This is a genomic window from Klebsiella sp. P1CD1, assembly GCF_003790505.1.
Lineage (GTDB): Bacteria > Pseudomonadota > Gammaproteobacteria > Enterobacterales > Enterobacteriaceae > Klebsiella > Klebsiella variicola.
This window is the reverse complement of sequence record NZ_CP033631.1, coordinates 1,141,776-1,167,590: the sequence shown is the minus strand read 5'-3', so window position 1 is coordinate 1,167,590 and position 25,815 is coordinate 1,141,776. Positions and strand designations below refer to the sequence as shown.

Sequence of the window (25,815 nt, the reverse complement as noted above, 5' to 3'; positions counted from 1 at the left end):
AAGAAGGCGGGAAAAATCCCGCCTTTGCTTATTAATGGGTCATCTGTTTTTCCTGCCTGGCAGTCTGCGAGTAACGCCGTCCCATGGCCAGCACCGCAATGCCGCCTGCCAGACACAAGGCGGCCAGCGGCAGCATCGCCAGCGTATGGCTTCCTGTCCGTTCGCTAATAATGCCATAGGCATTCACCATCACCGCGCCGCCAATCAGGTTGGCGATCGCGCCGATGGCCGCCAGCCCGGCGGCGGCTGACGTGCTGCTCATCCAGCCCGATGCCAGCGCCCAGAAGGGGCCCTTCGCCGCATAAGCGCCAATCAGTATGGTACTGAGGATCATAATGGTGGCCGGAAGCGACAGATTGATAAATGCCGCGAACACGCCAGCCGCAATCATAAAGAGGGTAAGCGCCGTGTGCCAGCGGCGTTCATTTTTCCGGTCCGAACTGCGTCCCCAGACAATCATCAGCACCGACGCCAGTCCATAGGGGATGGCATTCAGCAGCCCGGTGGTCAGGTTATCAAGATGGAACGACTTCAGCAGCTGTGGAGACCAGACGCTAAGCGTGGTGCCGGCAGACGACGCACCGGCGTAAATCAACGCCATCAGCCAGATTTGGCGATGCTTCAACAGTTGCCATGTGGTGGTATGGCCGATCTGTTTCTGCTGTTGGCGCTCCGCCTGAAGCGTGTTTTCCAGCCACGTCTTCTGCCGGTCGTTTAACCAGCCAGCCTGATGCGGGCGGTCGCGCAAAATAAAGAAAGCGGCAATCCCCAGCAGCACCGCCGGCAACCCTTCAATAATGAATAACAGATGCCAGCCGCGCAGCCCTAACCAGCCATCCAGCATCAGGATCAGCCCTGAAAGCGGTGAGCCGATAAAGTTAGCCAGCGGAATGGCCACCATAAAAGAGGCAATAATACGCGCACGGTAGCGTGACGGGATCCACCAGGTAAGATAGAGTACCACGCCCGGAAAAAAGCCCGCTTCGGCAGCGCCCAGTAAAAAACGGACGATGTAAAGGGAGGTGGTGTTCTGCACCAGCGCCATACACATCGATACCACTCCCCAACTGATCATAATGCGCGGGATCCACAAGCGCGCCCCCACCTTCTGCATCGCCAGGTTGCTGGGCACCTCAAAGATAAAATAGGCGACAAAATACAAACTGCTGGCGAAGCCAAAAGCCGCCTTACTCAGGCCCAGATCCTCATTCATCTGCAGCGCAGCCATACCAATATTGCCCCGGTCAATAATCGACACCAGGTAGCTGACAACCAGGAAAGGCAGGATGCGCCAGATAACCCGCCGCATGGTCTCTTTTTCCAGCGCATCGTTATCGATAGCGCGGTTCGGTAATTGATCGGTCATGGTTTCCTCGCAGGGTTTCATTATGTTTATCAGGAAAACGATGTAGTGACGAAATAAGTGACTTCAGCCTGATGCGTCCGTTTTGCCGCGTCCGGAGATGAGGATGGGCTACCTGGGTTGTCATGTTGCTTCACCAGGTAACGCAAGCCACACGTTTCTGGCCGCAAGGTGCGGCGCGGTAACGATCTCCATGAACATCTCGCTATTGTTGCACTCTGTACAACTTAGTTTTATTTTACAAAACTACTATAACGAGGCTGTCGTGTTTTTATCCAGTTAACGAGTGGTTTAAATTATGTAAATAAGAGGTAAATCACAGATGCTTCGGGTCGTTAAAACGAGGGAAAATGAAGGTTTGATAAAAAATACCAATTTTTCAGTGAGTTAAGTAATTGAGATTATTGACGCAGAGCGATGCATCGCCAGGACCTGGGTCAGCGCAGCGCCGCCGGGCAGATCGGGTAGCCCGGCTAAGCACAGCGCAAGCCGGGAAAATATCAGGCTAACGCGCCAGATTGTCGTAGCCGCGCCAGCGGTAGTTAAGCACCGACAGCGCCCAACAGGCGACAAACAACCCGACCACCACAAATCCGGCATCGCCAAGGTTATCGTTTAACATCCCCACCCAGCGCCATATCCCGCCACTGAGCGCAAACTTATCCATTAGCAGGCCCAGCGCTTCCAGGCCGCCGATAAACAGCGCCACCACCACCGAGGTGCCGGTGATGGTCATATTGTAATAAAGCTTGCGCTGCGGTTTGCTGAACGCCCAGCCGTAGGCGCCGACCATCAGCACGTTATCGAGGGTATCCACCAGCGCCATACCACTGGCGAACAGCGCCGGGAAGACCATAATCGACCAGACGGAAATCCCGCTCGACGCGCCGGCGGCGGAGATACCCAGCACGCCGATTTCGGTAGCGGTGTCAAAACCGAGGCCGAACAGGAAGCCGACCAGGTACATCTGCCAGCTGCGGCTGACCAGACGGAAGGTTTTGCCAAACAGCCAGCTCATCACCCCGCCGCCGCTGACGATTTCGTCGCTCACTTTCTCACCGCGCTTCCACGCCCGAAAGCTGCGCCACACGCTGCGTAAAATCACCAGGTTGATAAAAGCCATCGCCAGTAAAAACAGGGCCGACACGGCGGTGCCGATGACGCTACCGGTGTCATGCAGCCAGCTCATCTGCGCGCTGAAGGCCGTGGCGGTCGCGGCAATCGCCGCCGAGGCCAATACCACAATCGATGAGTGGCCCAGCGAGAACCAGGCCCCGACGGCGAAAGGCCGCCGCCCCTGCTGCATCATCTTCCGGGTCACGTTATCAATCGCCGCGATATGGTCGGCATCCACCGCGTGGCGCAGGCCGTAGCCCCAGGCCAGCAGGCTGGCGGCCATCAGCGCGCCGCTGTCGCCAAAGGCCTGCAGCGCCCAGCACCAGGCCAGTAAGTTTGCCGCGATCAACCCCAACACCAGTCCCGCAGCGCGCGGCTGCTGGCGTAAAACTGTCATTATCATTGTTGTGTTCCTTGAGCCTGCCCGCGGGCGGCGGCGATCACCGCCTGACCATATGCGATTGCGCCGTCGCCGGCCGGCAACTGCTGCGCAAACAGCAGAGTAAAATCCGCCAGATAAAAGGTCAATCGCGCCGCCAGCAGGCGGTTATGCAGCACCCCGCCGCTGCAGACCATCGTCTCGATACCGCGGGCAGTGGCGCAGTCGCGGGCCATCGCCGCCAGCCCACAGGCCAGGGCGTCATGGAAGGCCCAGGCTTTCTGCGCCGGGGTCGCCTGCCAGTTCAGCCACTGTCGCCAGAAGGTTGCTAAGTCCAGCACGTCGTCGCGCCACGGCAGCGTAACCGGGTGGCTGACGCCGGGGCAGCTGACGGCCAGCGCTTCCAGCCGACAGGCTGCTTCGCCTTCATAGCTCAGGCTCTCCGGCGCACAATCCAGCGCACAGGCGACGGCATCAAACAGCCGCCCGCAGGACGAGGCGCGCGGCGCGTTAATGCCGCGATCGATGGCCTGCGCCAGCAGCGGCCAGTTGCGCTGGCGGAGGGGGGCGGTCTGCGGATAATCCTGCCAGTCAGGGACAAAGGCCAGGCACTGAGCCAGCAGATTTCGCCACGGCTGGCGCGCCGCCAGGTCACCGCCCGGCAGCGCCACGGCCGGCAGTCCGCCAAGATGTTCGCACTGGCGATAGTTCACCCGCAGGCACTCCCCGCCCCACAGCGCACCGTTTTCCCCCATCCCGATGCCGTCGAGGGTCAGGGCGATAACGTCGCCGCCGTCAAGCGGCCATCGATGTTCCGCCAGGCAAGCCGCCGCGTGGGCATGGTGATGCAGCACCGCCTCCACCGGCAGCGACAGGGACGCCGCCCACTGCGTTGAGCGATAGCCGGGATGGGCATCAACCACCACCCGCTGCGGCACAAACGCGTAAATGCTTTGCATCAGCTGCAGGGTGCTGCGCCACTGCTGTTCAACGCCTTCCTCGCCAAGATCGCCAAAGTGCTGGCTCAGCAGCGCTTCGCTGCCGCGCGCCAGGCAGAAGGTATTTTTCATATCCGCGCCGAGAGCCAGCAGCGGCGGGATGTCTTGTAGCCCCGGCGGCAGCGGCAGCGCATCCGGGACGTAGCCCCGGGCGCGGCGCAGCATTTCACCGCTTGACCGCACCAGCGAATCATCCATTCGCTGCAGGATGTCGCGATTATGCAAGAGAAAGCCGTCGGCAATGTCGGCTAAGTCGTTGAGCGCCTGAGCATTACTTAACGCCGGCGGACGGCCGCTAAGGTTGCCGGAGGTCATGACGATGGGGCGCGCCAGGGCCTGCAGAAGCAAATGCTGCAGCGGATTAGACGGCAGCATCACCCCTACTTCCGCAAGTCCTGGCGCAATCTCGTCACACAGGCCGGAGACCTGCGCTTTAGCAATCAGTACGATGGGCGCCGCCGGGGAGCCCATCAGCGCCGCGGCGTCGGCGGGTAAGCCCGCCGCTGACGGCAACATCACCGCCAGCGGTTTCGCCGGACGGTGTTTCCTCGCCCGCAGCGTGGCAACGGCAGTAGGATTACCGGCATCGCAGGCCAGATGAAAGCCGCCGATGCCTTTTATCGCCACGATGTCGCCTGCCGCCAGCCGCGTGATGGCCGCCTGCAGCGCCGCCTCGCTGTTCAGCGTTTCCCCCTCTGCCCGCCATTCCAGCCGCGGTCCGCAGTCGGGGCAGGCCACCGGCTGGGCGTGAAAACGGCGATCCGCAGGATCGCGGAACTCCGCCTCACAAGGGGAACAGAGCGGGAACGGCGCCATTGCGGTGAAAGGCCGGTCGTAGGGCATGGCGCGGATAATGGTTAACCGCGGCCCGCAGTGGGTGCAGTTGATAAAGGGGTAGCGGTAGCGGCGCGCCCGGGGATCGTTCATCTCCGCGAGGCACGCCGGACAGGTCGCGGCATCGGGCACGATCTGAGTGCGCATGCATCCCGCCCCGCTCTCGCGGATGGTGAAATCCTTCGGCGTGGCCGTCCAGCAATAAGGGGTGCAGTCGGTGCTGTCGATACGCGCCAGCGGCGGGCAGTGGTCAGCCAGAGCGGCAGTAAAACCATCGTCGCCCCCGGCCAGCCGCACGAGGACGCCGTCACCGTCATTACAGACATCGCCGCAGCGGGCCTGCGTCCGGGCCAGCTGCCAGACAAAGGGGCGGAACCCCACCCCCTGCACTTTACCGCGAATGCGGATTTGCACCCCTTTCATGCCACGACTTACCAGGCCAGCGCCGTACGACGACGTTTCTCGATATTCATCTGCTCGAGTTTATTGCGGTCAACGCACACCAGGGCGTGCGTCGGGCAGACTTCCATGCAGGCCGGGCCGCTCTCGCGGTGGAAGCAGAGGTCGCACTTGTTGGCTTCGGCTTTTTCCGCCACGACGTTCAGTCCGGCGCCGCTATGGCGGATCACCGGGCGCACCACCACCTCCATCGCCCCGTACGGGCAGGCAACAACGCAGGTTTTGCAGCCGATGCAGCGCTCCTGCATCACATGGACAAAGCCTTTATCGCGGCTGATGGCGCCGTTCGGGCAGACGTTGGCGCAGGGGGCGTCTTCACACTGACGGCAGGCGGTCGCCGTGGAGACATTGACCCCTTTGATCACGTGAATACGCGGTTGAAAGGTGTGAGGCGTCAGGGCGGCGCAATCCTGATGTTCCTGATGGGACACCACGCAGGCCACTTCGCAAGTGCGACAGCCGATACATTTGCTCGCATCGGCGATAATGAAACGGTTCATCCATTTCTCCAGCAGTAAGAAGGTTAGGCGCCGGAGTATGCATAATACGTTCCAGTTTTTATATCATTGATAGTTAAGAGAATTAAATCGAACATTTGCTGTCATCGTCAGTAGTGACGATGACAGCTGACGACGTCAGGCACAGGGACCCGCCACCAGTGAATCACGCTCAATTAGCGCCCCGGGGAAGCTCTGCTGAAAGTTGAACTCCCCACCATCCAGCATAAATATCAGCCGATTGATGCTCTCTTTAATCATCTCCGTCACCGGTACCCGAACGCTGGCGAGCGACGGCACCATATACGGCGCCAGCACAATATCATCAAACCCCACCACCGAGACCTGATCCGGAACCTTAACGCCCAGCTGGTGAAGCTGCTTCATCGCTCCGATCGCCATATCGTCATTGCTCGCCACCAGCGCGCTGTAGGTCACCCCGCGCTGACGCAGGATCTCCACCGCCGCCGCGCCGGTTTCCGGCGTCCAGCGCCCCTCCGCGATGAGCGCCTCGTTCAGGGCGATGCCATGGCCAGCCAGCGCGTCTTTGTAGCCGGCAAGGCGTTCGACGCCGGTGGGTGAGTCAAGGGAGCCGGTAATAAAGGCGATATCGCGATGGCCAAGCGCAATCAGCCGCTCCACCACCCGCATCGCCGAGGCTTTTTGATCGGACCAGACGCAGTGGCTGGCGTGGCGGCGCAGGCGGCGGTTAAGCACCATGATCGGCTGCGAGTGGTTCTCAACGATCTCGTCCATCTCGTCAACGGTGAGAAAGCGCGGGTAGATGATGATCGCATCGCAGCGCAGATCCAGCAGGTACTGGATCGCCTCCCGCTCCTCTTGCGCGCTGTGCTTGCCGTCGGCCAGGATCAGCTGTCGTCCCTTGTCTTCCGTCATCCGCGCCACGTGATACAGCAGCTCGCTGAAATAGACGCCGTGGTACAGGGTGTTGGTCACCACCAGGCCCAGGGTTTGCGTCGTTTTAGTCGCCAGGTTGCGCGCCAGCAGATTAGGCCGGTAGCCGCTCTCCGCCACCGCCTTAAACACCCGGTCTTTGGTCTCCTGACTGACATAGCCGTTGCCCGACAGTACCCGCGAAACGGTTGCCTTCGATACCCCCGCGCGCTTTGCGACCTCCAGCATCGTTGCCATGTGATTCTTCCTGTTGCAAAAGTTGCAGGCAGTGTACTGCACGTTTCCCGCTTTTACAGCATTCCCCTGTTCACCACCGCGATCCGGCTCACGGCGACGCTTCGCGATCAAAATCACAAAATTGAGATCATCTTTTTTTATTCCTTGTGCAATCAAATGAAACTCACCATGATTTTGTGGAACCGGTTTCCTATATAAACATGGTATCGCCCGGCGATGCGGCGCGGTAGCAGATCAGTACCCTATTGATAAACAGGATAAAATCCGATGTCGAAAAATTATGCAGCCCTGGCGCAACAGATAGTCGAGGCAATCGGCGGAGTCGATAACGTCGCCGCCGTGACCCACTGCATGACCCGTCTGCGCTTCGTGGTCAAAGACGACGAAAAGGTCGATAGCCCCACCCTGAAAGGCCTGACCGGGGTACTCGGCGTTGTGCGCAGCGATAACCAGTGCCAGGTGATCATCGGCAATACCGTTTCCCAGGCCTACCGCGAGGTCGTGAATCTGCTGCCTGGCGACCTGCGCCCGGCTGAGCCGCAGGGCAAAGCGCCGCTAACCCTGAAACGCATCGGCGCCGGGATCCTTGACGCGCTGATCGGCACCATGTCGCCGCTGATCCCGGCGATTATCGGCGGATCGATGGTCAAGCTGCTGGTAATGATCCTTGAGATGAGCGGCGCGCTGCCGAAAGGCTCGCCGACGCTGACACTTCTGGCGCTTATCGGCGATGGCGCATTTTTCTTCCTGCCGCTGATGGTGGCCGCCTCCGCGGCGGTGAAATTCAAAACCAATATGTCGCTGGCTATCGCCATCGCCGGGGTGCTGGTGCATCCCGGGTTTATCGAATTGATGGCCAAAGCCGCCCAGGGCGAACACGTTGAATTTGCCTTTATTCCGGTTACCGCGGTGAAATACACCTACACGGTGATCCCGGCGCTGGTGATGACCTGGTGCCTGTCGTATATCGAGCGCTGGGTGGATCGCATTACCCCGGCGGTGACGAAAAACTTCCTTAAGCCGATGCTGATCGTGCTGATCGCCGCCCCGCTGGCGATCCTGCTGATTGGCCCGCTGGGCATCTGGATCGGTAGCGCCATTTCCGCGCTGGTGTATACGATCCACAGCTATCTCGGCTGGCTGTCGGTGGCGATCATGGGCGGGCTGTGGCCACTGCTGGTGATGACCGGGATGCACCGCGTCTTTACGCCAACCATCATTCAGACCATCGCCGAAACCGGCAAAGAGGGCATGGTGATGCCATCGGAGATCGGCGCCAACCTGTCGCTGGGCGGATCGTCGCTGGCGGTGGCGTGGAAAACCAAAAACCCGGAGCTGCGCCAGACGGCGCTGGCCGCCGCGGCATCGGCGATTCTGGCCGGGATTTCCGAACCGGCGCTGTACGGCGTGGCGGTGCGCCTGAAGCGCCCGCTGATCGCCAGCTTAATCAGCGGCTTTATCTGCGGCGCGGTGGCGGGAATCGCCGGTCTGGCCAGCCATTCGATGGCGGCGCCAGGGCTGTTTACCAGCGTGCAGTTTTTCGATCCAGCCAATCCGATGACTATCGTCTGGGTATTTGGCGTGATGGCGCTGTCGGTGGTGCTGTCGTTTGCCCTGACGCTGATCCTCGGCTTTGAAGATATTCCCGTTGAACAGGCCGCTGCCGACGCCAGAGCGCGCCAGGCCCGGGCCCAGGCATCCCACGCCTGAACACACAATTGATAATGAGGTAATGCATGGCGAGTTTCCCACAGGGATTTTTATGGGGCGGCGCACTGGCCGCCAACCAGTCTGAAGGCGCTTATCTTGAAGGCGGTAAGGGGCTGACCACCGTGGATACCCTCCCCCACGGCGCCCACCGCCTGCCGGTAAAATTAGGCCTGGAGAAGCGCTTTACGCTGCGTGAAGACGAATTTTACCCCAGCCATGAAGCGATCGATTTTTACCATCGCTATAAAGAAGATATTGCCCTGATGGCCGAGATGGGGTTCAGCGTCTTTCGCACCTCCATCGCCTGGAGCCGCCTGTTCCCGCGCGGCGACGAGCAGCAGCCGAATCCGCAGGGCATCGCCTTCTACCGCTCACTGTTTGAGGAGTGCAAAAAGCACGGTATTGAGCCGCTGGTCACGCTGTGTCATTTCGACGTGCCGATGCATCTGGTGATGGAGTACGGCTCCTGGCGCAACCGCAAAATGGTGGATTTTTTCAGCCACTACGCCCGCACCTGCTTTGAAGCTTTTGACGGTCTGGTGAAATACTGGCTCACCTTCAATGAAATCAACATCATGCTGCACAGCCCCTACTCCGGCGCCGGGCTGGTGTTTGAAGAGGGTGAAAATCAGGAGCAGGTGAAGTACCAGGCCGCGCATCACGAGCTGGTGGCCAGCGCGCTGGCGACAAAAATCGCCCATGAGATTAACCCGCAAAATCAGGTCGGCTGCATGCTGGCGGGCGGCAATTTCTATCCTTACTCCTGCAAGCCGGAAGATGTGTGGATGGCGCTGGAGAAGGACCGCGAAAATCTGTTCTTTATCGACGTCCAGGCGCGCGGCGCCTATCCGGTGTGGGCCGCGCGGGTGTTCCGGGAAAAAGGGGTCACGATTGCGAAACAGCCGGGCGATGACGAGATCCTCAAAAACACCGTCGATTTCGTCTCCTTTAGCTACTATGCGTCGCGCTGCGCCTCGGCGGAGATGAACGCCAGCAACACCAATGCCGCCAATATCGTCAAGTCGCTGAAGAACCCGCACATCCCGGCCAGCGAATGGGGCTGGGGCATCGACCCGCTGGGCCTGCGTATCACCATGAACATGATGTACGACCGCTATCAGAAACCGCTGTTCCTGGTGGAAAACGGGCTTGGCGCCCGCGATGAGATCGATGCCAATGGCGACATCAATGACGACTATCGCATCAGCTACCTGCGCGAGCACATCAGGGCAATGCGCGACGCTATCGGCGACGGTATTCCGGTGCTGGGCTACACCAGCTGGGGCTGCATCGATCTGGTCTCAGCGTCAACCGGCGAGATGAGCAAGCGCTACGGCTTTGTCTATGTCGATCGCGACGATGCCGGCAATGGCACCCTGGCGCGTAAGCGTAAAAAGTCATTCTTCTGGTACCAGAAGGTGATAGCCAGCAACGGCGCCGATCTCGACTAAGCGTCCTCGCCCACGCGCGCCCATTCCCCGCGATAAACGGGGGACGGGCGTCTGCTTTCTGTTGCATCTATTACATGCTTTTTTCTCGAGCCTGATTCCAGTTTCTGGTTTGCCTCCTGTTCACAATAACTGGTATTTTATCCAGTACTTTTACAGGGGTATCTTCAGCAAGGAGCACATCATGAGCGCACAGCACACTACCGCAGCCAGAGGGATAGCCAGGGCCATTCGCCAGTTAACCGTGGGATATGTCAGAAAACGCCATGAAGACCGCAAAACGCGGGAGACGCGGCGCTACACCCGCCACGCAGCCCTGAACCTGAACGGCGACTGGCTGGAGCAGGCGGGGTTTCCGGTCGGCACGCAGGTCAGAGTCTCGGTGTCACCCGGGAAATTAGTGATAGAGAATCTTGAGCTGGCGCCGCCGGGAACGGGGCTCCCGGCAGGTCAGTCGTGCGCCGGCGGAGAGCCCGGTTCGCCGCTGGGTTAATCGTCTTCAGCCTCCAGCCGGGCAAAGCCGCCCTGGCCCTGCCAGTCTGCCAGCTGCTGGTACACCCGGGCAACGGCCTCTTTTACCGGCTGGGTCATCGGATAATAAAAACCGACGATATCCGGCTGAATGCCGAGGAAAATCACCTCGCCGACGTCCTCTTTCAACTGATCGACCAGATAGTTGAGCGGCATGTTATGGGTGGTCATCATAAACATCTCGGCGATGTCGTCGGGGTCGATGACGCGAATGTCGCCGGGGTTGAGGCCCATATCGGTGGCATCGACAATCAGCAGGCGTTCGGGGCGTAATTCGCGGATCGCCACGATGTCGTTTTCCGGCGCGCTGCCGCCGTCGATGACCACCCACTGGCCGGCCGGGTTCGCCGCGCACATCTCCGCCAGCAGCGGGCCGGCACCGTCGTCGCCCATCATGCTGTTGCCAACACAGAGTAAAACGTCAGTCACGTAATCTCCTCACCATCAGATAGATGGCGCTCTCCTGGTGAATATCATGCAGCATGCTGAGCAGGGTTTTACTCCACGCCTGCTGCTGCGGGGTCTGCGCGGACTGCGCTTTATCAAAGGCGTTGGCCAGCATCGCCACATGGCTGCTGTCGATGACGATTTCGCCATACTTCGGCACACCCTCCATTTTGCGCCGCGCGGCGCTCCCGGCCTCAAGGGTGGCGATCCATGCCAGATACGCGTCCCACGGGCAGCTCAGCGCCGCCTCGAGACAGTCGATGACGCCGAGGTGGTGGCCAATCGCCAGGCTGTAATAGACCACCTGCTGCGCCTGATCCGGCGTGGCGTCGTTCTCATCAATAAATTTACGGCTCAGCTGACTGAACACCACCGTCTCGCTCATCGGATACGCGCCCCCTCGACCACCTGGTTGAGATGGGTGACGATCTCGGTCAGACGCGGATCTTTCTCCGCCTCCAGCCAGCGCAGCACCTGGCTGTCGCCCTGGCCGAGCAGACGCATATAGTCGTCAGCAATCTGCCGGCCATAGCGATAGCCCGCCAGACGCCGCGCTTCGCGATCGATGCGCACCCGCAGGGGCTGCACCATATCGGCATGCAGCAGCTCGGTCGGCTGTTCGTCGAGTTCGCCTGGCAGACGAGCATGGATTTTCTGCTCCAGCAGGCCGAGCGCCATAGCAAAGCCGTACAGGGTGGCGGCGGGCGTCGGCGGGCAGCCCGGAATATAGACATCGACCGGTACGATTTTATCGGTACCGTCCCAGACACAGTACAGGTCGTGGAAGATGCCGCCGCTGTTGCCGCAGGCGCCGTAGGAGATACAGATCTTCGGATCCGGCGCCGACTGCCAGGCGCGCAGCGCCGGGGAGCGCATGGCGCGGGTCACCGCCCCGGTAAACAGCAGGATATCGGCATGGCGCGGCGAAGGCACCACTTTAATCCCGAAGCGTTCAGCGTCGAACAGCGGCGAAAGGGTGGCGAAGATTTCAATTTCGCAACCGTTGCAGCCGCCGCAGTCGACGCGGTAGACGTAGGCCGAACGTTTAATCTTCTTCAGCAGCGAGGCCTTCATGCTGGCGATGGATTCATCCACCGTCATCGGCACGGGAATGCCGTTTTCATCGCGCGGGCCAAGTAAAGTACTCATCAGCTGGCCTCCCTCATATGGCGGGTTAGTTCAATACGATCGGACGGCACCAGGCATTTCTGGCGCTTGCATTCCGGGCAGGTTTCGAAGCTTTCGCGGTGCAGCTCGGCGCGGGTATCACCGTTATGCTTGAGCAGCGCGATGGCGTAGTCGATCTCCTTCTGCACCGCGAACGGACGCTGGCACTCCCGGCAGTGGCAGATAGCGAAGCGCGACTGCTGGAGGAAATCCTCTTTCTTCCACACCGCCAGCTCATACTCCGGCGACAGCTTAATCGCCGCCGTCGGGCACACCTCTTCACAGCGGCCGCAGAAGATGCAGCGCCCGAGGTTGAACTGCCACGCCAGCTGTTTAGTGGTCAGATCGGTCTCGACCGTCAGGGCGTTCGACGGGCAGGCGTTCACGCAGGCCGCGCAGCCGATACACTGCTGCGGCGTATGCTCCGGCTTGCCGCGAAAGTTTTTGTCTACCGGCATCGGCTCCAGCGGGTAGGCGTGCGTCGCGGTGCCGGTCTTAATAACTTTTTTAATAAAGGTAAACATGGCGATTCCTTATTTCAGCGGCGAGTTTTTACGCTCGATGCTGTAGCGCTCCAGCTCTTTGTACGGCACCACTTTGCTCTTCTTCTTGCGTACGTCGACAACGGTCATGCGGTCGGTACAGGAGTAGCACGGGTCGAGGCTGCCGATGATCAGCGGCGCATCGGAAACGGTGTTGCCGCGCAGCATATAGCGCAGGGTCGGCCAGTTGGCATAGGTCGCCGCCCGGCAGCGCCAGCGGTACAGTTTCTGGTTGTCGCCGGTCATGCTCCAGTGGATATCGTCGCCGCGCGGCGCCTCGGAGAAGCCCAGTGCGAAGCGGTGCGGAATATAGGTGAACCCTTCCACCATCAGCGGGCCGCCCGGCAGGTTATCGAGACCGAAATCAATCATATTCAGCGCGGTATAAACCTCGTTGATCCGCACCTTGAGGCGAGATATTACGTCGCAACCCTGCTCGCTGTGGACTTCCATCGGCAGCAGGCCGTAGCCGACAAACGGGTGGTCGGCGCGGGTGTCGCGGGCGTGGCCGCTGGCGCGCACCATCGGGCCGACGTTACTAAAGTCGCGGGCGATTTCCGGATCCAGACGGCCAATACCGACGGTACGCTGTTCCATATTCGGCGTGCTGAGCAGCATATCCACCAGTTCCTGCACGTCGCGGCGCATCTGCTGCGCCAGCTGACGGGTCTGGATCATGTCCTCTTTCAGCAGGTCGCGGCGGATCCCGCCGATCAGGTTCAGGCCGTAGGTTTTACGCGCGCCGGTGAGAATTTCCGCCATCTTCATTGAGGTTTCGCGCACGCGGAAGAACTGCATAAAGCCGGAGTCAAAGCCGGTAAAGTGGCAGGCCAGACCGAGGTTCAGCAGGTGCGAGTGCAGGCGTTCCACCTCCAGCAGAATGGCGCGGATCATCTGCGCCCGCTCCGGCACCACGATGCCCATCGCGTTCTCCACCGAGGTGGTGTAAGCGGTACTGTGGGCGAAGCCGCAGATGCCGCACACCCGGTCCGACAGGAAGGTCACTTCGTTATAGCCCATGCGGGTTTCCGCCAGCTTTTCCATCCCGCGATGGACGTAGAACAGGCGGTAGTCGGCATCGATAATGTTCTCGCCGTCAACGAACAGGCGGAAGTGGCCAGGTTCATCAGAGGTGACGTGCAGCGGGCCGATCGGCACCACGTTGTTTTTCTTGCTGCCGAGCTCGTTAATGAACTCGTAGGTTTCCGCGTCGGTGGTCGGCGCCGGACGCTGGCGATAGTCCATGCTGTCTTTGCGCAGCGGATAGAGTTCGTCCGGCCAGTCGTCCGGTAGCACCAGACGACGTTCGTCAGGCAGGCCGACCGGCACCAGGCCGTACATATCGCGCACTTCGCGCTCGCCCCACACCGCCGCCGGGACGCGCGGCGTCACCGACGGATATTCCGGTTTGTTGGCGTCCACTTCCACGCGCACGGTGATCCAGCATTTGGTGCCCTGCTCCATCGACAGCACGTAATAGACCGCGTAGTGGCCGTTGAGCTTACGTTCATCGTTGCCGAACAGCACCGACAGCCAGCCACCCTGCTGGTAGTAGAGAAACTCCACCACTTCCGGCAGGTAGTTGACCTTCACGGTGATGGTTAACTGGTCTTTGGTCTGCCAGGCTTCGTCCAGCACCACGCCCGGAAAGGCCTGGTGCAGCGCCGCAAGATAGTGTTGACCGATTTTTTCTTCAGACATGCTCAAACTCTCTTAATCACGCCACCAGCAAGGAGACGAAAGCTAAAAAGGCGAAACCAAACCCGGCCCAGGTGACGCGGGAGGTGGCACAAAAACGCAGACGCGCCATGCTGTTTTCAAACAACGCGATAATCAGCACCCCGACCACCAGCTTGACGACAGCGACCACCAGCGCCAACAGCAGGCCGCCGACGCTGAAGCTGGTCATCTGGCCCCACGGGAAAAAGACCCCGACAAACATCTGCAGCACCACCAGCTGTTTGAGGCTGATGCCCCACTTCAGGATGCCAAAGCCGCTGCCGCTGTATTCCGACAGGGGGCCCTCCTGCAGCTCCTGCTCCGCTTCCGCCAGATCGAACGGCAGTTTGCCCATCTCGATAAAGGTGGCGAAGGCGCAGGCGCACAGCGCCAGAATCAGTGGAATGCTGCGCGCCGCCGGCCAGTGGTAAAGGGTATCGGTGATGGTGCTGATATGGGTCGAGCCGGCGACCTGCGCCGCCACCCACAGGCCCAGCAGCAGGATCGGCTCCACCAGCACGCCGAGCATCGCTTCGCGACTGCTGCCCAGCGCGGTAAACGGGCTGCCGGTGTCCAGACCGGAAATAGCAAAGAAGAAACGGGCGATGGCGAACAGGTAGATCAGGGTGATGAGATCCCCGAGCACCGGCAGCGGAGAGTCCACCGTCACCACCGGCAGCGCGGTGGCGATGGTCAGCATCACGCCGACCATGACGTACGGCGTCAGGCGGAACACCCAGCCAGAGGCGTCAGGACCGACGCTCTGACGGCCCAGCAGTTTCAGGATATCGCGATACTCCTGCAGTACCCCCGGTCCGCGGCGGTTATGCAGCCGCGCGCGGGCGACGCGAACGATCCCGGACAACAGCGGCGCGACGGCAAACAGCACCAGCGCCTGTAGCAATGCAATTAACAGACTCATTCTCAGGCTCCTCGCGAAATGACAATCACCACCAGCACCGCCAGCTCAACCAGCGCGATCCCGCGCAGCAGCGCCGGCGCCGAGGCCGATTGCCAGCCCGGCACCAGACGCACCGGGTTCAGCCAGTGACGCAGCTTCAGCAACGGCGCAAAGGCCTCTTTCACCGGCATGGCAAAGCCGTGGGCCGTTACCACCATCGACTGCTCGTGGTCGTAACCGCAGACCCACGCCGCGCCGCGCGAGCGCGCCGCCAGGCGATCGCCTTTAAAGAAGATCATCAGCAGGAACGGCAGCAGCGGGCAGGCGATAAGCAGCAGCGCGATCATCGGCTGCGATACCACGCTCGATACCTGAGCCTGCACCGGGAAGGCGCCGCTCACCAGCGGCAGCAGCCACGGCGCGGCGATGCCGCCAACGAGGCAGAAGACCGCCGCCAGTATTACGCTCAGGGTCATCAGCCAGGGGGCGCAGGTGGCGTTTTCCGCCTCTTTCGTCCGCGGCGCGCCGAGGAAGGTCACGCCATAGACTTTCGCCATACACATCACCGCCAGTGCGCCGGTGATCGCCAGGCCGACGGCCAGCAGCGGCCCCAGCAGACGGCCAATAAACAGGTCGCCGGTGCTCATTTTGAAGAAGGACTGGTAGATAACCCACTCGCCGGCGAAGCCGTTCAGCGGCGGCAGGGCCGCCATTGCCATCAGTCCTACCAGCATGGCGAGGGAGATCAACGGCATTTTTTTACCGATGCCGCCCAGCTTCTCGATATCGCGATGGCCGGTACGGAACCACACCGCCCCGGCGCCGAGGAACAGCGTGGTTTTGAACAGGCTGTGGTTAATCAGGTGATACATGCCGCCGATAAAACCCAGCACCATCAGCGTGCTGTTGCGGGTTGCCACGCCGGTAACAAAGGCGCCCAGCCCCAGCAGGATGATGCCGATGTTCTCGAGGGTGTGATAGGCCAGCAGACGCTGAATGTTATGCTCCATCAGGGCATACAGCCCGCCGATAAAGGCGGTGATCATCCCCAGCGCCAGCAGCATGACGCCCCACCACAGCGGCGGCACGCCGCCGGCCAGCGAGACGGTCAGCATGCCGTAAAGACCGACCTTCATCACCACGGTGGAAAACAGCGCGGCGGCCGGCGCGCTGGCCCCGGCGTGAGCCTGCGGCGCCCAGCCGTGCAGCGGGATCGCCCCGGCCAGCAGGGCGAAACCCACCAGCCCCGGTAGCCACAGCAGCGGGTTCTGCATCATATCCACCGCCTGCAGGTTGATCTGCGCCAGCTCGAGGGTGCCGTAGGTCGACCATACCAGCCAGCAGGTCCAGGCCATCAGCAACGTGCCGAGACGCCCCAGGGCAAACCACAGCTTACCGGAAGCGGCGCAGCCGGTGAGAAACGCCGCGCAGAGCGCCATGATCTCCGCCATCACCACCAGCGAACCGATATTGGTCACCACCACCGCGCAGGTGGCGGCGGCCAGCAGCAGGTTGACCAGCAGGCCGTTGGCCTTCACTTGCGGATGGCGATGCCAGCTAATATTGAACAGCGACACCGGCAGCGCCGACAGGCCGATGGCCAGCAGCCACAGCGCGTTGACACCGCCCACCCGCATCGTCAGATGCAGAAACTGCAGCATGCCGCCGTGGATCCGTTCCGGCATCAAGAGCGCTGCGCCGCCGGCAACCACCAGCATGGCGCTGGCCACCGCGCCGCCGATCCCGGCAATAGCGCCGCTGAGCGGTTTACGCATGGCAAACACAAAGGCCAGCACGGCGCTGGCGGCGTACCACATCACCGCCTGATTGACTAATCCCATTACACTCATTCCCTCTCCCCCTGTTGCGCCTGGAACAGCGACAAGTCGCCAAGGTCGGTATTAAAGGTCAGCTGGCGTTTACGCTTGCTGGCCTGGGCGATATCCCGGCTATCCACCAACAGCAGCGCGTTGGTCGGGCAGGTCCGCACGCAGGCCGGGCCCTGGTCATCGAAGTGGCAGAGGTCGCATTTCACGGCAATGGCGCGCACGCCGGGCACCCAGTCGAGCAGCGAGCTGACACGGGCCGGCGCCGGCGGCGCGGGGGGCGCCAGTCGGGTATTGGCATTGGCCGGAATATCCAGCGGACGGCTGCCGGAAAATTCGATGGCGCCAAACGGGCAGGCGATGCCGCACAGTTTGCAGCTTACGCACAGGCTCTCGTTGAGCTGGACGGCGCCATCGACGCGCTGGATGGCGTTAACCGGGCAGACGGTGGCGCAGGGAGCATCTTCGCAGTGGTGGCACATCTGCGGTGCCGATTCTTTTTCATTACGCATCACCTGCAGCCGCGGCATAGCCTGCAGGCCGTGCTGGCGATGCGTCTCAGAGCAGGCGGCTTCGCAGGTGCGGCAGCCGATACAGACAGTGGAGTCAGCAATTACAAAACGGTTCACCGGGTCATCCTCGGGTGAAAGTCATTTTTGACGAAATCAGGTTGCGCAGGTGTCATTTTCGACACATGTCGACACCTCGCGATCAGTGGGTCAGGGCCAGATGGCTTAAATCCACCGGTTGGTCTTGCTCCATGGCGTCATACAGACGGTCATAGACGGTGGCGATAATCGCCAGATAGTGCTCCAGCACCTGGTCGCGGGAGCGGTTGCTGATCCGCCCGTCCACCGTGCCATCTGCCGCCAGCGAGGCCTGAGCAATCAGGTACTTATCACCGCCGCCTTTGTTTTCGACGTAGTATTCGATGGTGTGGCTGTTAAAGCCTTCCGCCAGCGCGACAAACACCTGAAAATGGCCGAACAGCACGAAGCACAGCTCTTTATCCGGCGCGCAGCTCATCGCGTGATGCAGGCGGGCCTTCGACAGGGTGATCCCCTGAACCAGCGAGTTACAGTAGATGTGCCACTGCTCCTGCTGCTGCCGGTGACGGTCGGCGATGTAATCCGCCTTTTCACTTATTTCCCAAATAGTCATATCGGTTTCTCCGTTGCATGAGATGCACCCTCTAAGCATTTTTCATGCCAGATTTTATTTAATTGATTTAACTATGTTTTTGTATTCATCCCTGCCGACGCGACATGTCGATGACAGCCCCGGGGCGTCGACATCGACATTGCCGGCCACGACGATTTCATTCTGGCATCGTTATTGCATACAAGGCGCATTGCGATACGGAGGCGACTATGCACGAAATCACCCTCAGCCAGCGGGCGCTGGAAATTATTGAACAACAGGCGCAGCAGGCCGGCGCGCGACGGGTGACCGGCGTGTGGCTCAAGGTCGGCGCATTTTCCTGCGTGGAAGCCAGCGCCCTGACCTTCTGCTTTGAGCTGGTCTGCCGCGGCACGCTGGCGGAGGGGTGCGAACTGCATATCGCCGAACAACAGGCTGAATGCTGGTGCGAACGCTGCCAGCAGTACGTCCATCTTGTCTCGCAGCACGTCCGCCGCTGCCCGCTCTGCAATAACGACCAGCTACAGATCGTGGCGGATGACGGCTTACAGATTCAGCGTTTAGAACTGGAGTAAACTATGTGTACAACATGCGGCTGTGGCGAAGGCAACCTCTATATTGAAGGAGACGAACGAAACCCGCATTCCGCGTTCCGCAGCGCCCCCTTCGCGCCCGCCCCACGCCAGACGATGACCATCACCGGTGTCAAAACCGATCACTTCGCCCCCACCCGCACGCCAGAGGGCGACCTGCATTACGGCCATGGAGAGGCTGGGACTCACGCCCCGGGGCAGAGCCAGCGGCGGATGCTGGAAGTGGAGATCGACGTGCTGGATAAAAACAACCGTCTGGCGGCGCGCAACCGCGCACGCTTTGCGGCGAAACAGCAGCTGGTGCTGAATCTGGTTTCCAGCCCCGGCTCCGGTAAAACCACCCTGCTGACCGAAACCCTCACCCGGCTGAAAGGACGCGCCGACTGCGCGGTGATTGAAGGCGATCAGCAAACGGTCAATGACGCCGCCCGCATTCGCGCCACCGGCACCCCGGCGATTCAGGTCAATACCGGGAAAGGCTGCCATCTCGATGCCCAGATGATCGCCGACGCCGCCCCGCGCCTGCCGCTGGCTGACCACGGCATTCTGTTTATCGAAAACGTCGGCAACCTGGTCTGCCCGGCCAGCTTTGATCTCGGCGAACGCCATAAGGTGGCGGTGCTGTCGGTCACCGAAGGCGAAGACAAACCGCTGAAATATCCACATATGTTTGCCGCCGCCAGCCTGATGCTGCTCAACAAAGTCGACCTGCTGCCGTATCTCAATTTCGACGTTGAGAAGTGCCTGGCCTGCGCCCGTGAGGTCAATCCGCATATTGAGATTATTCTCCTCTCGGCCACCAGCGGCGAAGGCATGGAGCAGTGGCTCACCTGGCTGGAGACGCAGCGATGTGCATAGGCATTCCGGGACAAATTTGCGCCATCGACGGCGTGCTGGCGAAGGTGGAAGTCTGTGGCATTCAGCGCGACGTCGACCTGACGCTGGTCGGTGCCGTTGATGAGCAGGGTCAGCCGCGTCTCGGCCAGTGGGTGCTGGTGCACGTTGGGTTCGCCATGAGCGTGATCAATGAAGCCGAAGCGCGCGACACTCTCGAGGCGCTGCAAAATATGTTCGATGTGGAGCCGGACGTCGGCGCGCTGCTGTATGGCGAGGAGCGATAATGCGTTACGTTGACGAATACCGCGCCCCCGAACAGGTGATGCAGCTGGTGGCGCATCTTCAGCAGCGTGCGCGTCTGCTGCCGCACACCGCCGCGCGACCGCTACGCATCATGGAGGTCTGCGGCGGCCATACTCATGCCATTTTTAAATTCGGGCTCGACCAGCTGTTGCCGGAGAATATCGAATTTATTCATGGGCCAGGCTGCCCGGTGTGCGTCCTGCCGATGGGGCGCATCGATGCCTGCATTGAGATTGCCAGCCGTCCGGGGGTCATCTTCTGCACCTTCGGCGACGCCATGCGCGTGCCAGGTAAAAACGGCTCGCTGCTGCAGGCGAAATCCCGCGGCGCCGATGTCCGCATCGTTTACTCGCCGATGGACGCCCTGCGGCTGGCGCAGCAAAACCCGCAGCGTGAGGTGGTCTTTTTCGGCCTCGGTTTCGAAACCACCATGCCCGCCACCGCCCTCACCCTGCGTCAGGCGCGGGAGCGCAACGTCGATAACTTCTACTTTTTTTGCCAGCACATCACCCTGCTGCCGACCCTGCGCAGCCTGCTGGATCAGCCGGACAACAGTATCGACGCCTTTCTCGCCCCGGGCCACGTCAGTATGGTGATCGGCACCGAAGCCTACGGCTTTATCGCCAGCGACTATCATCGTCCTTTAGTGGTCGCTGGTTTCGAACCGCTTGATCTACTGCAAGGCGCGGTGATGCTGGTTGAGCAGACAATAGCGCAGCGCAGCGATGTGGAAAATCAGTACCGTCGCGTGGTGCCGGATGCCGGCAACCCGCTGGCGCAAGCGGCGATGGCCGACGTCTTTCGCCTGGATGGCGACAGCGAATGGCGCGGCCTGGGGGTCATTAGCGACTCCGGCGTGCAGCTTACGCCAGCCTATCAGCGCTTCGATGCCGAGGCGCATTTCCGCCCGGCGCCGCAGCGCGTGTGCGACGACCCGCGGGCCCGCTGCGGCGAGGTGCTGACCGGCCGCTGTAAACCGCACCAGTGCCCGCTCTTCGCCCGCACCTGCAATCCGCAAAGCGCCTTTGGCGCGCTGATGGTCTCCTCAGAAGGGGCCTGCGCCGCCTGGTATCAATATCGCAGTCAGGAAAATGAAGCATGAAAAGCGTCCAGTTAGCCCACGGTAGCGGCGGTCAGGCAATGCAGCAGCTGATCGGCGACCTGTTTATGCAGGCCTTCGCCAACCCCTGGCTGGCGGAGCAGGAGGATCAGGCGCGCCTCGATCTGGCGGCGCTCGCCGCCCAGGGGGACCGCCTCGCCTTCTCCACCGACAGCTACGTGATTGACCCGCTGTTCTTTCCCGGCGGCAATATCGGCAAGCTGGCCGTCTGCGGTACCGCCAACGATGTGGCGGTCAGCGGCGCCATCCCCCGCTATCTTTCCTGCGGCTTTATTCTCGAAGAGGGGCTGAAGATGGCCACCCTGGAAGCGGTGGTCGCCAGCATGGCCGACACCGCCCGGGCGGCAGGGATCGCCATCGTCACCGGCGACACTAAAGTGGTGCCGCGCGGCGCGGCGGATAAGCTGTTTATTAACACCGCCGGCATCGGCGCCATCCCGGCGGACGTTCGCTGGGGGACGCAGCAGATTAGCGCCGGTGATGTGCTACTGGTCAGCGGCACGCTGGGGGATCATGGCGCCACCATCCTTAACCTGCGCGAGCAGATGGGGCTGGACGGCGCGCTGTCCAGCGATTGCGCGGTGCTGACGCCGCTTATCCAGACCCTGCGGCCACTGAGTGGAGTGAAAGCTCTGCGCGACGCCACCCGCGGCGGGGTCAATGCCGTCGCCCATGAGTTCGCCGCCGCCAGCGGCTGCGGCATCGAACTGCAGGAGGCAACGCTGCCGGTCAACGATACGGTGCGCGGCGTCTGCGAACTGCTTGGGCTGGACGCCCTGAACTTCGCCAATGAAGGCAAACTGGTGCTCGCCGTCGCCCGCGAGGCCGCGGAAAACGTGCTAGCGCATTTGCGGTCTCACCCACTGGGACGCGATGCGGCGATAATCGGCGAAGTGGTCGACCGCCCGGGCGTGCGTTCCGTTGGGCTGTACGGCGTGAAGCGTACGCTCGATCTTCCCCACGCCGAGCCGCTGCCGAGAATTTGTTAACGACGGCGTCGGGTCCCGGATAGCGGCTGGCGCCTTATCCGGGCTACAAAACTGCGCGCTCGTAGCCCGGCTAAGCGCAGCGCGAGCCGGGGTTAAAGCGGCAATAACCGCTTTATTAACATACTATTATTTGTACCATCATTTTCTTATGCGCCACGTTGTCGGCGCGTTTTGGACGTAAGCAATGTCGTATACACCGATGAGCGATCTCGGTCAGCAAGGGCTGTTCGATATCACCCGGCTTTTATTACAGCAGCCCGATCTGGCCGCGCTGAGCGAAACTCTCACCCGCCTGGTGCAACAGTCTGCGCTCGCCGACGAGGCGGCCATCATCCTGTGGAACGCGGGTAACCACCGCGCGGCCAGGTACGCCTGCGATGAAGCCGGTCACCCGGTGAGCTACGAGGACGAAACCGTGCTCGCCCACGGTCCGGTGCGCCGCTTACTCTCCCGGCCGGATGCCCTGCATTGCGACCACGAGACCTTTGCCGACACCTGGCCGCAGCTTATCCGCAGCGGGCTTTATCGCCCGTTCGGGTACTACTCGCTGCTGCCGCTGGCGGCTGATGGGCGGATCTTCGGCGGCTGTGAATTTCTGCGCCGTGACAACCGGCCGTGGAGCGAGAAAGAGTTCCAGCGGCTGCATACCTTCACGCAGATCGTCGCCGTCGTCACCGAGCAAATTCAGAACCGGGTCAGCAATAACGTCGATTACGATCTGCTGTGCCACGAGCGCGACAACTTTCGCATCCTGGTGGCGATCACCAACGCGGTGCTCTCACGCCTGGATATCGACGAGCTGGTCAGCGAGGTGGCGAAAGAGATCCATCGCTACTTCCGGATCGACGCCATCAGCGTGGTGCTGCGCAGCGACCGCAAAGGGAAGCTCAACATCTATTCCACGCATTATCTTGACGCCAGCCATCCCGTCCACGACCAGAGCGAGGTGGATGAAGCAGGTACCCTCACCGAGCGCGTGTTCAAAAGCAAAGAGATGCTGCTGCTCAACCTGCACGAGCATGACACCCTCGCGCCGTATGAGAAAATGCTCTTCGAGATGTGGGGCAATAAGATCCAGACCCTGTGCCTGCTGCCGCTGATGTCCGGCAATACCCTGCTCGGGGTGCTGAAGCTGGCGCAGTGCGACGAACAGGTCTTCACCACCACCAATCTCAAGCTGCTGCGGCAGATCGCCGAGCGGGTATCGATCGCTATCGATAACGCCCTCGCCTACCGCGAAATTCAGCGCCTGAAAGAGCGGCTGGTGGATGAGAACCTCGCCCTCACCGAGCAGCTCAATAATGTCGAGAGCGAATTCGGCGAGATCATCGGCCGCAGCGAGGCGATGAACAATGTGCTCAAACAGGTCGAGATGGTGGCGCACAGCGACAGCACCGTGCTGATCCTCGGCGAAACCGGCACCGGTAAAGAGCTTATCGCCCGCGCTATCCACAACCTCAGCGGGCGTAACGGTCGACGGATGGTGAAGATGAACTGCGCCGCGATGCCCGCCGGGCTGCTGGAGAGCGATCTGTTCGGCCACGAACGCGGCGCGTTCACTGGGGCCAGCGCCCAGCGTATCGGCCGCTTCGAGCTGGCGGACAAAAGCTCCCTGTTCCTTGATGAAGTGGGCGATATGCCGCTGGAGTTGCAACCTAAACTGCTGCGCGTCCTCCAGGAGCAGGAGTTCGAACGTCTGGGGAGCAACAAGCTGATCCAGACCGACGTCCGGCTGATCGCCGCCACCAACCGCGATCTCAAGCAGATGGTTATCGACAGGGAATTCCGCAGCGATCTCTACTATCGGCTCAACGTGTTCCCCATCCACCTGCCGCCGCTGCGCGAACGTCCCGACGATATTCCGCTGCTGGTGAAGGCCTTTACCTTTAAAATCGCCCGCCGCATGGGGCGCAACATCGACAGCATTCCGGCGGAAACCCTGCGCACCCTGACGCGGATGGAGTGGCCGGGCAACGTGCGCGAGCTGGAAAACGTTATCGAACGGGCTGTGTTACTCACCCGCGGCAACGTACTGCAGCTCTCCCTGCCGGAGCGGGAGATCGTGGAAGTTCCTCGAACGCCGGCGGTCCTGCCTGAGGAAGGTGAGGATGAATATCAGCTGATCGTCCGGGTGCTGAAGGAGAGCAACGGCGTGGTGGCCGGGCCGAAAGGCGCCGCCCAGCGGCTGGGGCTCAAGCGCACCACGCTCCTGTCGCGCATGAAGCGGCTGGGTATTAATAAAGACGAACTGGTGTAACCTCGTGCGCTCCCCCTTTCCGCGCCGGTGAGAGGGAGCGCTGGCGCAGCGCGCTATTTATCGCTGGTAAAACCGTTGCTGGTCGCCAGTTCGGCAAACCACAGCGCATTGCGTTTTATCTGTCGCTCGCCGGTCTCCAGATCCAGTCGCCAGAAGCCGTAGCGTCGTTTGAAGGCATTGATCCACGACCAGTTGTCGATAAACGTCCACTGGTGTACGCCAAAGCAGTTCGCACCGTCGGCAATGGCGCGGTGCAGCTGCACCAGATGCTCCTCCATCAGCTGGATGCGGAAATTATCGTCTATCACCCCGTCCGCCCCGGGCTCTCCCTCTGATTGTCGATCCATCGCGATGCCGATTTCCGCGAGATACCACTTAATGTTGCCGTAGTTATCGCGAATATTGGCGGCAATGTCATAGATCGCCTGCGGCAGGATCTCGTTGTTATCACGATAGGGATTAAAGCGGCCCTGCGGGTTCACCGCGTTTTCGAAATAGTATTCCGGGGTGAAATAATCGAGATCATATTCGCCCTCACGCGCTTTTACCCGCCGCGGCACGTAATAGTTCACCCCAAGAAAATCGATATCCGCGCTGAGGATCAACGCCACGTCGTCTTTGCTGGTCGTCGGCAGGCAGTCGTGGGCGGCGAGGATCTCGCACAGCGCTTTGGGGAATTCATGTTTTACCAGCGGGTCAAGGAAGCTGCGGTTAAAAAACAGGTCGGCATACCCGGCGGCTTTTTTATCCGCGTCGCTGTCGGTGAGGGTATAGCTCGGGGTCAGGTTGAGCACCACGCCGATCTCGCCCACCAGCGCCAGTTCACGATAAGCCGTTACCGCTTTGGCGTGCGCCAGCATAATGTTAAACGCCACCTGCGCCGCCAGCCGGCCATCTTTCTTACACGGATAGTGGAAGTCGTACAGGTAGCCCCCCTCAACCGGCACAATCGGCTCGTTGAAGGTTATCCAGTATTTAACCTTATGGCCAAACAGGCTAAAGGCGGTGCGGGCAAAGCGGGCAAACAGCTCGGCCACGTGCGCCGATTCAAAGCCGCCGTACTGTTTCTGCAGCGCTTCCGGCATATCAAAGTGGTAGAGATTGATCATCGGCTCAATGCCGTTGGCGATCATCTCATCGAGATAGGCGTGATAAAAACGCACCGCGTCCGGGTCCGGCGCACCGGTTTCTAAATCAGCGATCAGTCGTGACCACTGAATTGAGGTGCGAAACGAGTTGAAGCCGGTCTGTTTCATTAGCGCCACGTCCTGCGGATACTGATGATAAGTATCACATACGGTTTGCGGCCCTACCTGCTGATAAAATCGCTCCGGTTGTTCGGCAAACCAGCTATCCCAGATGGAACGATGGCGCTTATTGGTGACCCCTTCCGTTTGCGGGCCGGACGCCGCCGCCCCCCATAGAAACCCTTGCGGAAACTGATATTGCTGCATAACCTCTCCTTCGAAAAAAGGCTGCGCCCGTCT

Annotated in this window: 24 protein-coding genes; 9 read left to right on the top strand and 15 right to left on the bottom strand. The window is 60.9% G+C overall.

The genetic code is table 11. The features are described 5' to 3' along the window. Positions 1–31: 31 nt before the first annotated feature. From DTA24_RS05865 to DTA24_RS05845, 5 genes are all read right to left on the bottom strand, one after another. Positions 32–1,366, bottom strand: coding sequence for an MFS transporter (locus DTA24_RS05865; RefSeq protein ID WP_022065928.1), 1,335 nt, complete (start codon positions 1,364–1,366; stop codon positions 32–34). Positions 1,367–1,868: 502 nt separating this feature from the next. Then, positions 1,869–2,882, bottom strand: coding sequence for a HoxN/HupN/NixA family nickel/cobalt transporter (locus DTA24_RS05860; RefSeq protein ID WP_008806172.1), 1,014 nt, complete (start codon positions 2,880–2,882; stop codon positions 1,869–1,871). Then, a complete protein-coding gene (gene hypF / locus DTA24_RS05855; protein WP_123836589.1) occupies positions 2,879–5,113 on the bottom strand; it encodes a carbamoyltransferase HypF in 2,235 nt (744 codons plus the stop codon). The genes DTA24_RS05860 and hypF overlap by 4 nt, the downstream gene beginning before the upstream one ends. An 8-nt stretch (positions 5,114–5,121) precedes the next feature. Next, on the bottom strand, positions 5,122–5,649 hold the full coding sequence (gene hydN, locus DTA24_RS05850) for an electron transport protein HydN (protein ID WP_008806174.1): 528 nt from the start codon (positions 5,647–5,649) through the stop codon (positions 5,122–5,124). Positions 5,650–5,784: 135 nt separating this feature from the next. Then, entirely contained in the window at positions 5,785–6,798 is a 1,014-nt protein-coding gene (locus DTA24_RS05845; protein ID WP_022065321.1) for a LacI family DNA-binding transcriptional regulator, read from the bottom strand. A gap of 267 nt (positions 6,799–7,065) precedes the next feature. On the opposite strand from DTA24_RS05845, the gene ascF reads away from it, so the two are divergent. The 3 genes from ascF to DTA24_RS05825 all read left to right on the top strand — a co-directional run bounded on the left by ascF (position 7,066) and on the right by DTA24_RS05825 (position 10,449). Next, complete coding sequence (ascF, locus tag DTA24_RS05835) at positions 7,066–8,508, top strand: PTS cellobiose/arbutin/salicin transporter subunit IIBC (protein WP_123836588.1); 1,443 nt, start codon at positions 7,066–7,068, stop codon at positions 8,506–8,508. Positions 8,509–8,534: 26 nt separating this feature from the next. Then, complete coding sequence (locus tag DTA24_RS05830; protein ID WP_022065322.1) at positions 8,535–9,959, top strand: 6-phospho-beta-glucosidase; 1,425 nt, start codon at positions 8,535–8,537, stop codon at positions 9,957–9,959. 181 nt (positions 9,960–10,140) lie between these two features. Further along, positions 10,141–10,449, top strand: coding sequence for a SymE family type I addiction module toxin (locus DTA24_RS05825; RefSeq protein WP_012967361.1), 309 nt, complete (start codon positions 10,141–10,143; stop codon positions 10,447–10,449). Here the strand turns inward: DTA24_RS05825 and hycI are convergent. From hycI to hycA, 9 genes are all read right to left on the bottom strand, one after another. Further along, positions 10,446–10,916: a hydrogenase maturation peptidase HycI gene (gene hycI, locus DTA24_RS05820; RefSeq protein ID WP_008806179.1), complete on the bottom strand. Its 471-nt coding sequence runs from the start codon at positions 10,914–10,916 to the stop codon at positions 10,446–10,448. The two genes, DTA24_RS05825 and hycI, sit on opposite strands and share 4 nt — an antisense overlap. Next, positions 10,909–11,319, bottom strand: a complete 411-nt coding sequence (locus tag DTA24_RS05815) for a formate hydrogenlyase maturation HycH family protein (RefSeq protein WP_002914887.1) — start codon at positions 11,317–11,319, stop codon at positions 10,909–10,911. Before DTA24_RS05815 ends, hycI begins: the two co-directional genes overlap by 8 nt. Further along, the gene (locus DTA24_RS05810; protein ID WP_064189542.1) at positions 11,316–12,083 is read right to left on the bottom strand and encodes an NADH-quinone oxidoreductase subunit B family protein; all 768 of its coding nucleotides are present in this window, start codon (positions 12,081–12,083) and stop codon (positions 11,316–11,318) included. The genes DTA24_RS05815 and DTA24_RS05810 overlap by 4 nt, the downstream gene beginning before the upstream one ends. Then, positions 12,083–12,625 carry a formate hydrogenlyase complex iron-sulfur subunit gene (locus DTA24_RS05805; RefSeq protein WP_032731138.1) on the bottom strand — a complete coding sequence of 181 codons (543 nt, stop codon included), beginning with the start codon at positions 12,623–12,625 and terminating at the stop codon, positions 12,083–12,085. Before DTA24_RS05805 ends, DTA24_RS05810 begins: the two co-directional genes overlap by 1 nt. Before the next feature lie 9 nt (positions 12,626–12,634). Next, entirely contained in the window at positions 12,635–14,344 is a 1,710-nt protein-coding gene (hycE, locus tag DTA24_RS05800; protein WP_004151044.1) for a formate hydrogenlyase subunit HycE, read from the bottom strand. A 16-nt stretch (positions 14,345–14,360) separates the two neighbouring features. Next, positions 14,361–15,284: a respiratory chain complex I subunit 1 family protein gene (locus tag DTA24_RS05795; protein WP_046882467.1), complete on the bottom strand. Its 924-nt coding sequence runs from the start codon at positions 15,282–15,284 to the stop codon at positions 14,361–14,363. A gap of 2 nt (positions 15,285–15,286) precedes the next feature. Further along, positions 15,287–17,113 carry a formate hydrogenlyase subunit 3 gene (hycC, locus tag DTA24_RS05790; RefSeq protein WP_012967357.1) on the bottom strand — a complete coding sequence of 609 codons (1,827 nt, stop codon included), beginning with the start codon at positions 17,111–17,113 and terminating at the stop codon, positions 15,287–15,289. Continuing rightward, on the bottom strand, positions 17,110–17,718 hold the full coding sequence (locus DTA24_RS05785; RefSeq protein WP_012540764.1) for a 4Fe-4S dicluster domain-containing protein: 609 nt from the start codon (positions 17,716–17,718) through the stop codon (positions 17,110–17,112). Before DTA24_RS05785 ends, hycC begins: the two co-directional genes overlap by 4 nt. Positions 17,719–17,800: 82 nt before the next feature. After that, positions 17,801–18,250: a formate hydrogenlyase regulator HycA gene (hycA, locus tag DTA24_RS05775; RefSeq protein WP_042946759.1), complete on the bottom strand. Its 450-nt coding sequence runs from the start codon at positions 18,248–18,250 to the stop codon at positions 17,801–17,803. A gap of 209 nt (positions 18,251–18,459) precedes the next feature. On the opposite strand from hycA, the gene hypA reads away from it, so the two are divergent. The 6 genes from hypA to flhA all read left to right on the top strand — a co-directional run bounded on the left by hypA (position 18,460) and on the right by flhA (position 24,328). Beyond that, entirely contained in the window at positions 18,460–18,804 is a 345-nt protein-coding gene (gene hypA / locus DTA24_RS05770; protein WP_012540763.1) for a hydrogenase maturation nickel metallochaperone HypA, read from the top strand. 3 nt (positions 18,805–18,807) lie between these two features. Further along, positions 18,808–19,680, top strand: coding sequence for a hydrogenase nickel incorporation protein HypB (gene hypB, locus DTA24_RS05765; protein WP_008806186.1), 873 nt, complete (start codon positions 18,808–18,810; stop codon positions 19,678–19,680). Beyond that, positions 19,671–19,943 (top strand): HypC/HybG/HupF family hydrogenase formation chaperone, encoded by a 273-nt coding sequence (locus tag DTA24_RS05760; protein WP_002914934.1) that lies wholly within the window; start codon positions 19,671–19,673, stop codon positions 19,941–19,943. Before hypB ends, DTA24_RS05760 begins: the two co-directional genes overlap by 10 nt. Then, the gene (gene hypD / locus DTA24_RS05755; RefSeq protein WP_012967355.1) at positions 19,943–21,064 is read left to right on the top strand and encodes a hydrogenase formation protein HypD; all 1,122 of its coding nucleotides are present in this window, start codon (positions 19,943–19,945) and stop codon (positions 21,062–21,064) included. The genes DTA24_RS05760 and hypD overlap by 1 nt, the downstream gene beginning before the upstream one ends. Further along, positions 21,061–22,071, top strand: a complete 1,011-nt coding sequence (gene hypE, locus DTA24_RS05750) for a hydrogenase expression/formation protein HypE (protein WP_110196515.1) — start codon at positions 21,061–21,063, stop codon at positions 22,069–22,071. Before hypD ends, hypE begins: the two co-directional genes overlap by 4 nt. 184 nt (positions 22,072–22,255) lie before the next feature. After that, the gene (gene flhA, locus DTA24_RS05745) at positions 22,256–24,328 is read left to right on the top strand and encodes a formate hydrogenlyase transcriptional activator FlhA (RefSeq protein WP_008806189.1); all 2,073 of its coding nucleotides are present in this window, start codon (positions 22,256–22,258) and stop codon (positions 24,326–24,328) included. 53 nt (positions 24,329–24,381) lie between these two features. Here the strand turns inward: flhA and DTA24_RS05740 are convergent, their stop codons facing one another. Next, positions 24,382–25,782 carry a glycoside hydrolase family 1 protein gene (locus tag DTA24_RS05740; protein WP_032731143.1) on the bottom strand — a complete coding sequence of 467 codons (1,401 nt, stop codon included), beginning with the start codon at positions 25,780–25,782 and terminating at the stop codon, positions 24,382–24,384. Positions 25,783–25,815: the final 33 nt, after the last annotated feature.

Bases quoted from the DNA above. Each gene is read 5' to 3' on its own strand.
- DTA24_RS05865 (WP_022065928.1), bottom strand. From the start codon at position 1,366: ATGACCGATCAATTACCGAACCGCGCTATCGATAACGATGCGCTGGAA.
- DTA24_RS05860 (WP_008806172.1), bottom strand. From the start codon at position 2,882: ATGATAATGACAGTTTTACGCCAGCAGCCGCGCGCTGCGGGACTGGTG.
- hypF (WP_123836589.1), bottom strand. From the start codon at position 5,113: ATGAAAGGGGTGCAAATCCGCATTCGCGGTAAAGTGCAGGGGGTGGGG.
- hydN (WP_008806174.1), bottom strand. From the start codon at position 5,649: ATGAACCGTTTCATTATCGCCGATGCGAGCAAATGTATCGGCTGTCGC.
- DTA24_RS05845 (WP_022065321.1), bottom strand. From the start codon at position 6,798: ATGGCAACGATGCTGGAGGTCGCAAAGCGCGCGGGGGTATCGAAGGCA.
- ascF (WP_123836588.1), top strand. From the start codon at position 7,066: ATGTCGAAAAATTATGCAGCCCTGGCGCAACAGATAGTCGAGGCAATC.
- DTA24_RS05830 (WP_022065322.1), top strand. From the start codon at position 8,535: ATGGCGAGTTTCCCACAGGGATTTTTATGGGGCGGCGCACTGGCCGCC.
- DTA24_RS05825 (WP_012967361.1), top strand. From the start codon at position 10,141: ATGAGCGCACAGCACACTACCGCAGCCAGAGGGATAGCCAGGGCCATT.
- DTA24_RS05815 (WP_002914887.1), bottom strand. From the start codon at position 11,319: ATGAGCGAGACGGTGGTGTTCAGTCAGCTGAGCCGTAAATTTATTGAT.
- DTA24_RS05810 (WP_064189542.1), bottom strand. From the start codon at position 12,083: ATGAGTACTTTACTTGGCCCGCGCGATGAAAACGGCATTCCCGTGCCG.
- DTA24_RS05805 (WP_032731138.1), bottom strand. From the start codon at position 12,625: ATGTTTACCTTTATTAAAAAAGTTATTAAGACCGGCACCGCGACGCAC.
- hycE (WP_004151044.1), bottom strand. From the start codon at position 14,344: ATGTCTGAAGAAAAAATCGGTCAACACTATCTTGCGGCGCTGCACCAG.
- DTA24_RS05795 (WP_046882467.1), bottom strand. From the start codon at position 15,284: ATGAGTCTGTTAATTGCATTGCTACAGGCGCTGGTGCTGTTTGCCGTC.
- hycC (WP_012967357.1), bottom strand. From the start codon at position 17,113: ATGAGTGTAATGGGATTAGTCAATCAGGCGGTGATGTGGTACGCCGCC.
- hycA (WP_042946759.1), bottom strand. From the start codon at position 18,250: ATGACTATTTGGGAAATAAGTGAAAAGGCGGATTACATCGCCGACCGT.
- hypA (WP_012540763.1), top strand. From the start codon at position 18,460: ATGCACGAAATCACCCTCAGCCAGCGGGCGCTGGAAATTATTGAACAA.
- hypB (WP_008806186.1), top strand. From the start codon at position 18,808: ATGTGTACAACATGCGGCTGTGGCGAAGGCAACCTCTATATTGAAGGA.
- DTA24_RS05760 (WP_002914934.1), top strand. From the start codon at position 19,671: ATGTGCATAGGCATTCCGGGACAAATTTGCGCCATCGACGGCGTGCTG.
- hypD (WP_012967355.1), top strand. From the start codon at position 19,943: ATGCGTTACGTTGACGAATACCGCGCCCCCGAACAGGTGATGCAGCTG.
- hypE (WP_110196515.1), top strand. From the start codon at position 21,061: ATGAAAAGCGTCCAGTTAGCCCACGGTAGCGGCGGTCAGGCAATGCAG.
- flhA (WP_008806189.1), top strand. From the start codon at position 22,256: ATGTCGTATACACCGATGAGCGATCTCGGTCAGCAAGGGCTGTTCGAT.
- DTA24_RS05740 (WP_032731143.1), bottom strand. From the start codon at position 25,782: ATGCAGCAATATCAGTTTCCGCAAGGGTTTCTATGGGGGGCGGCGGCG.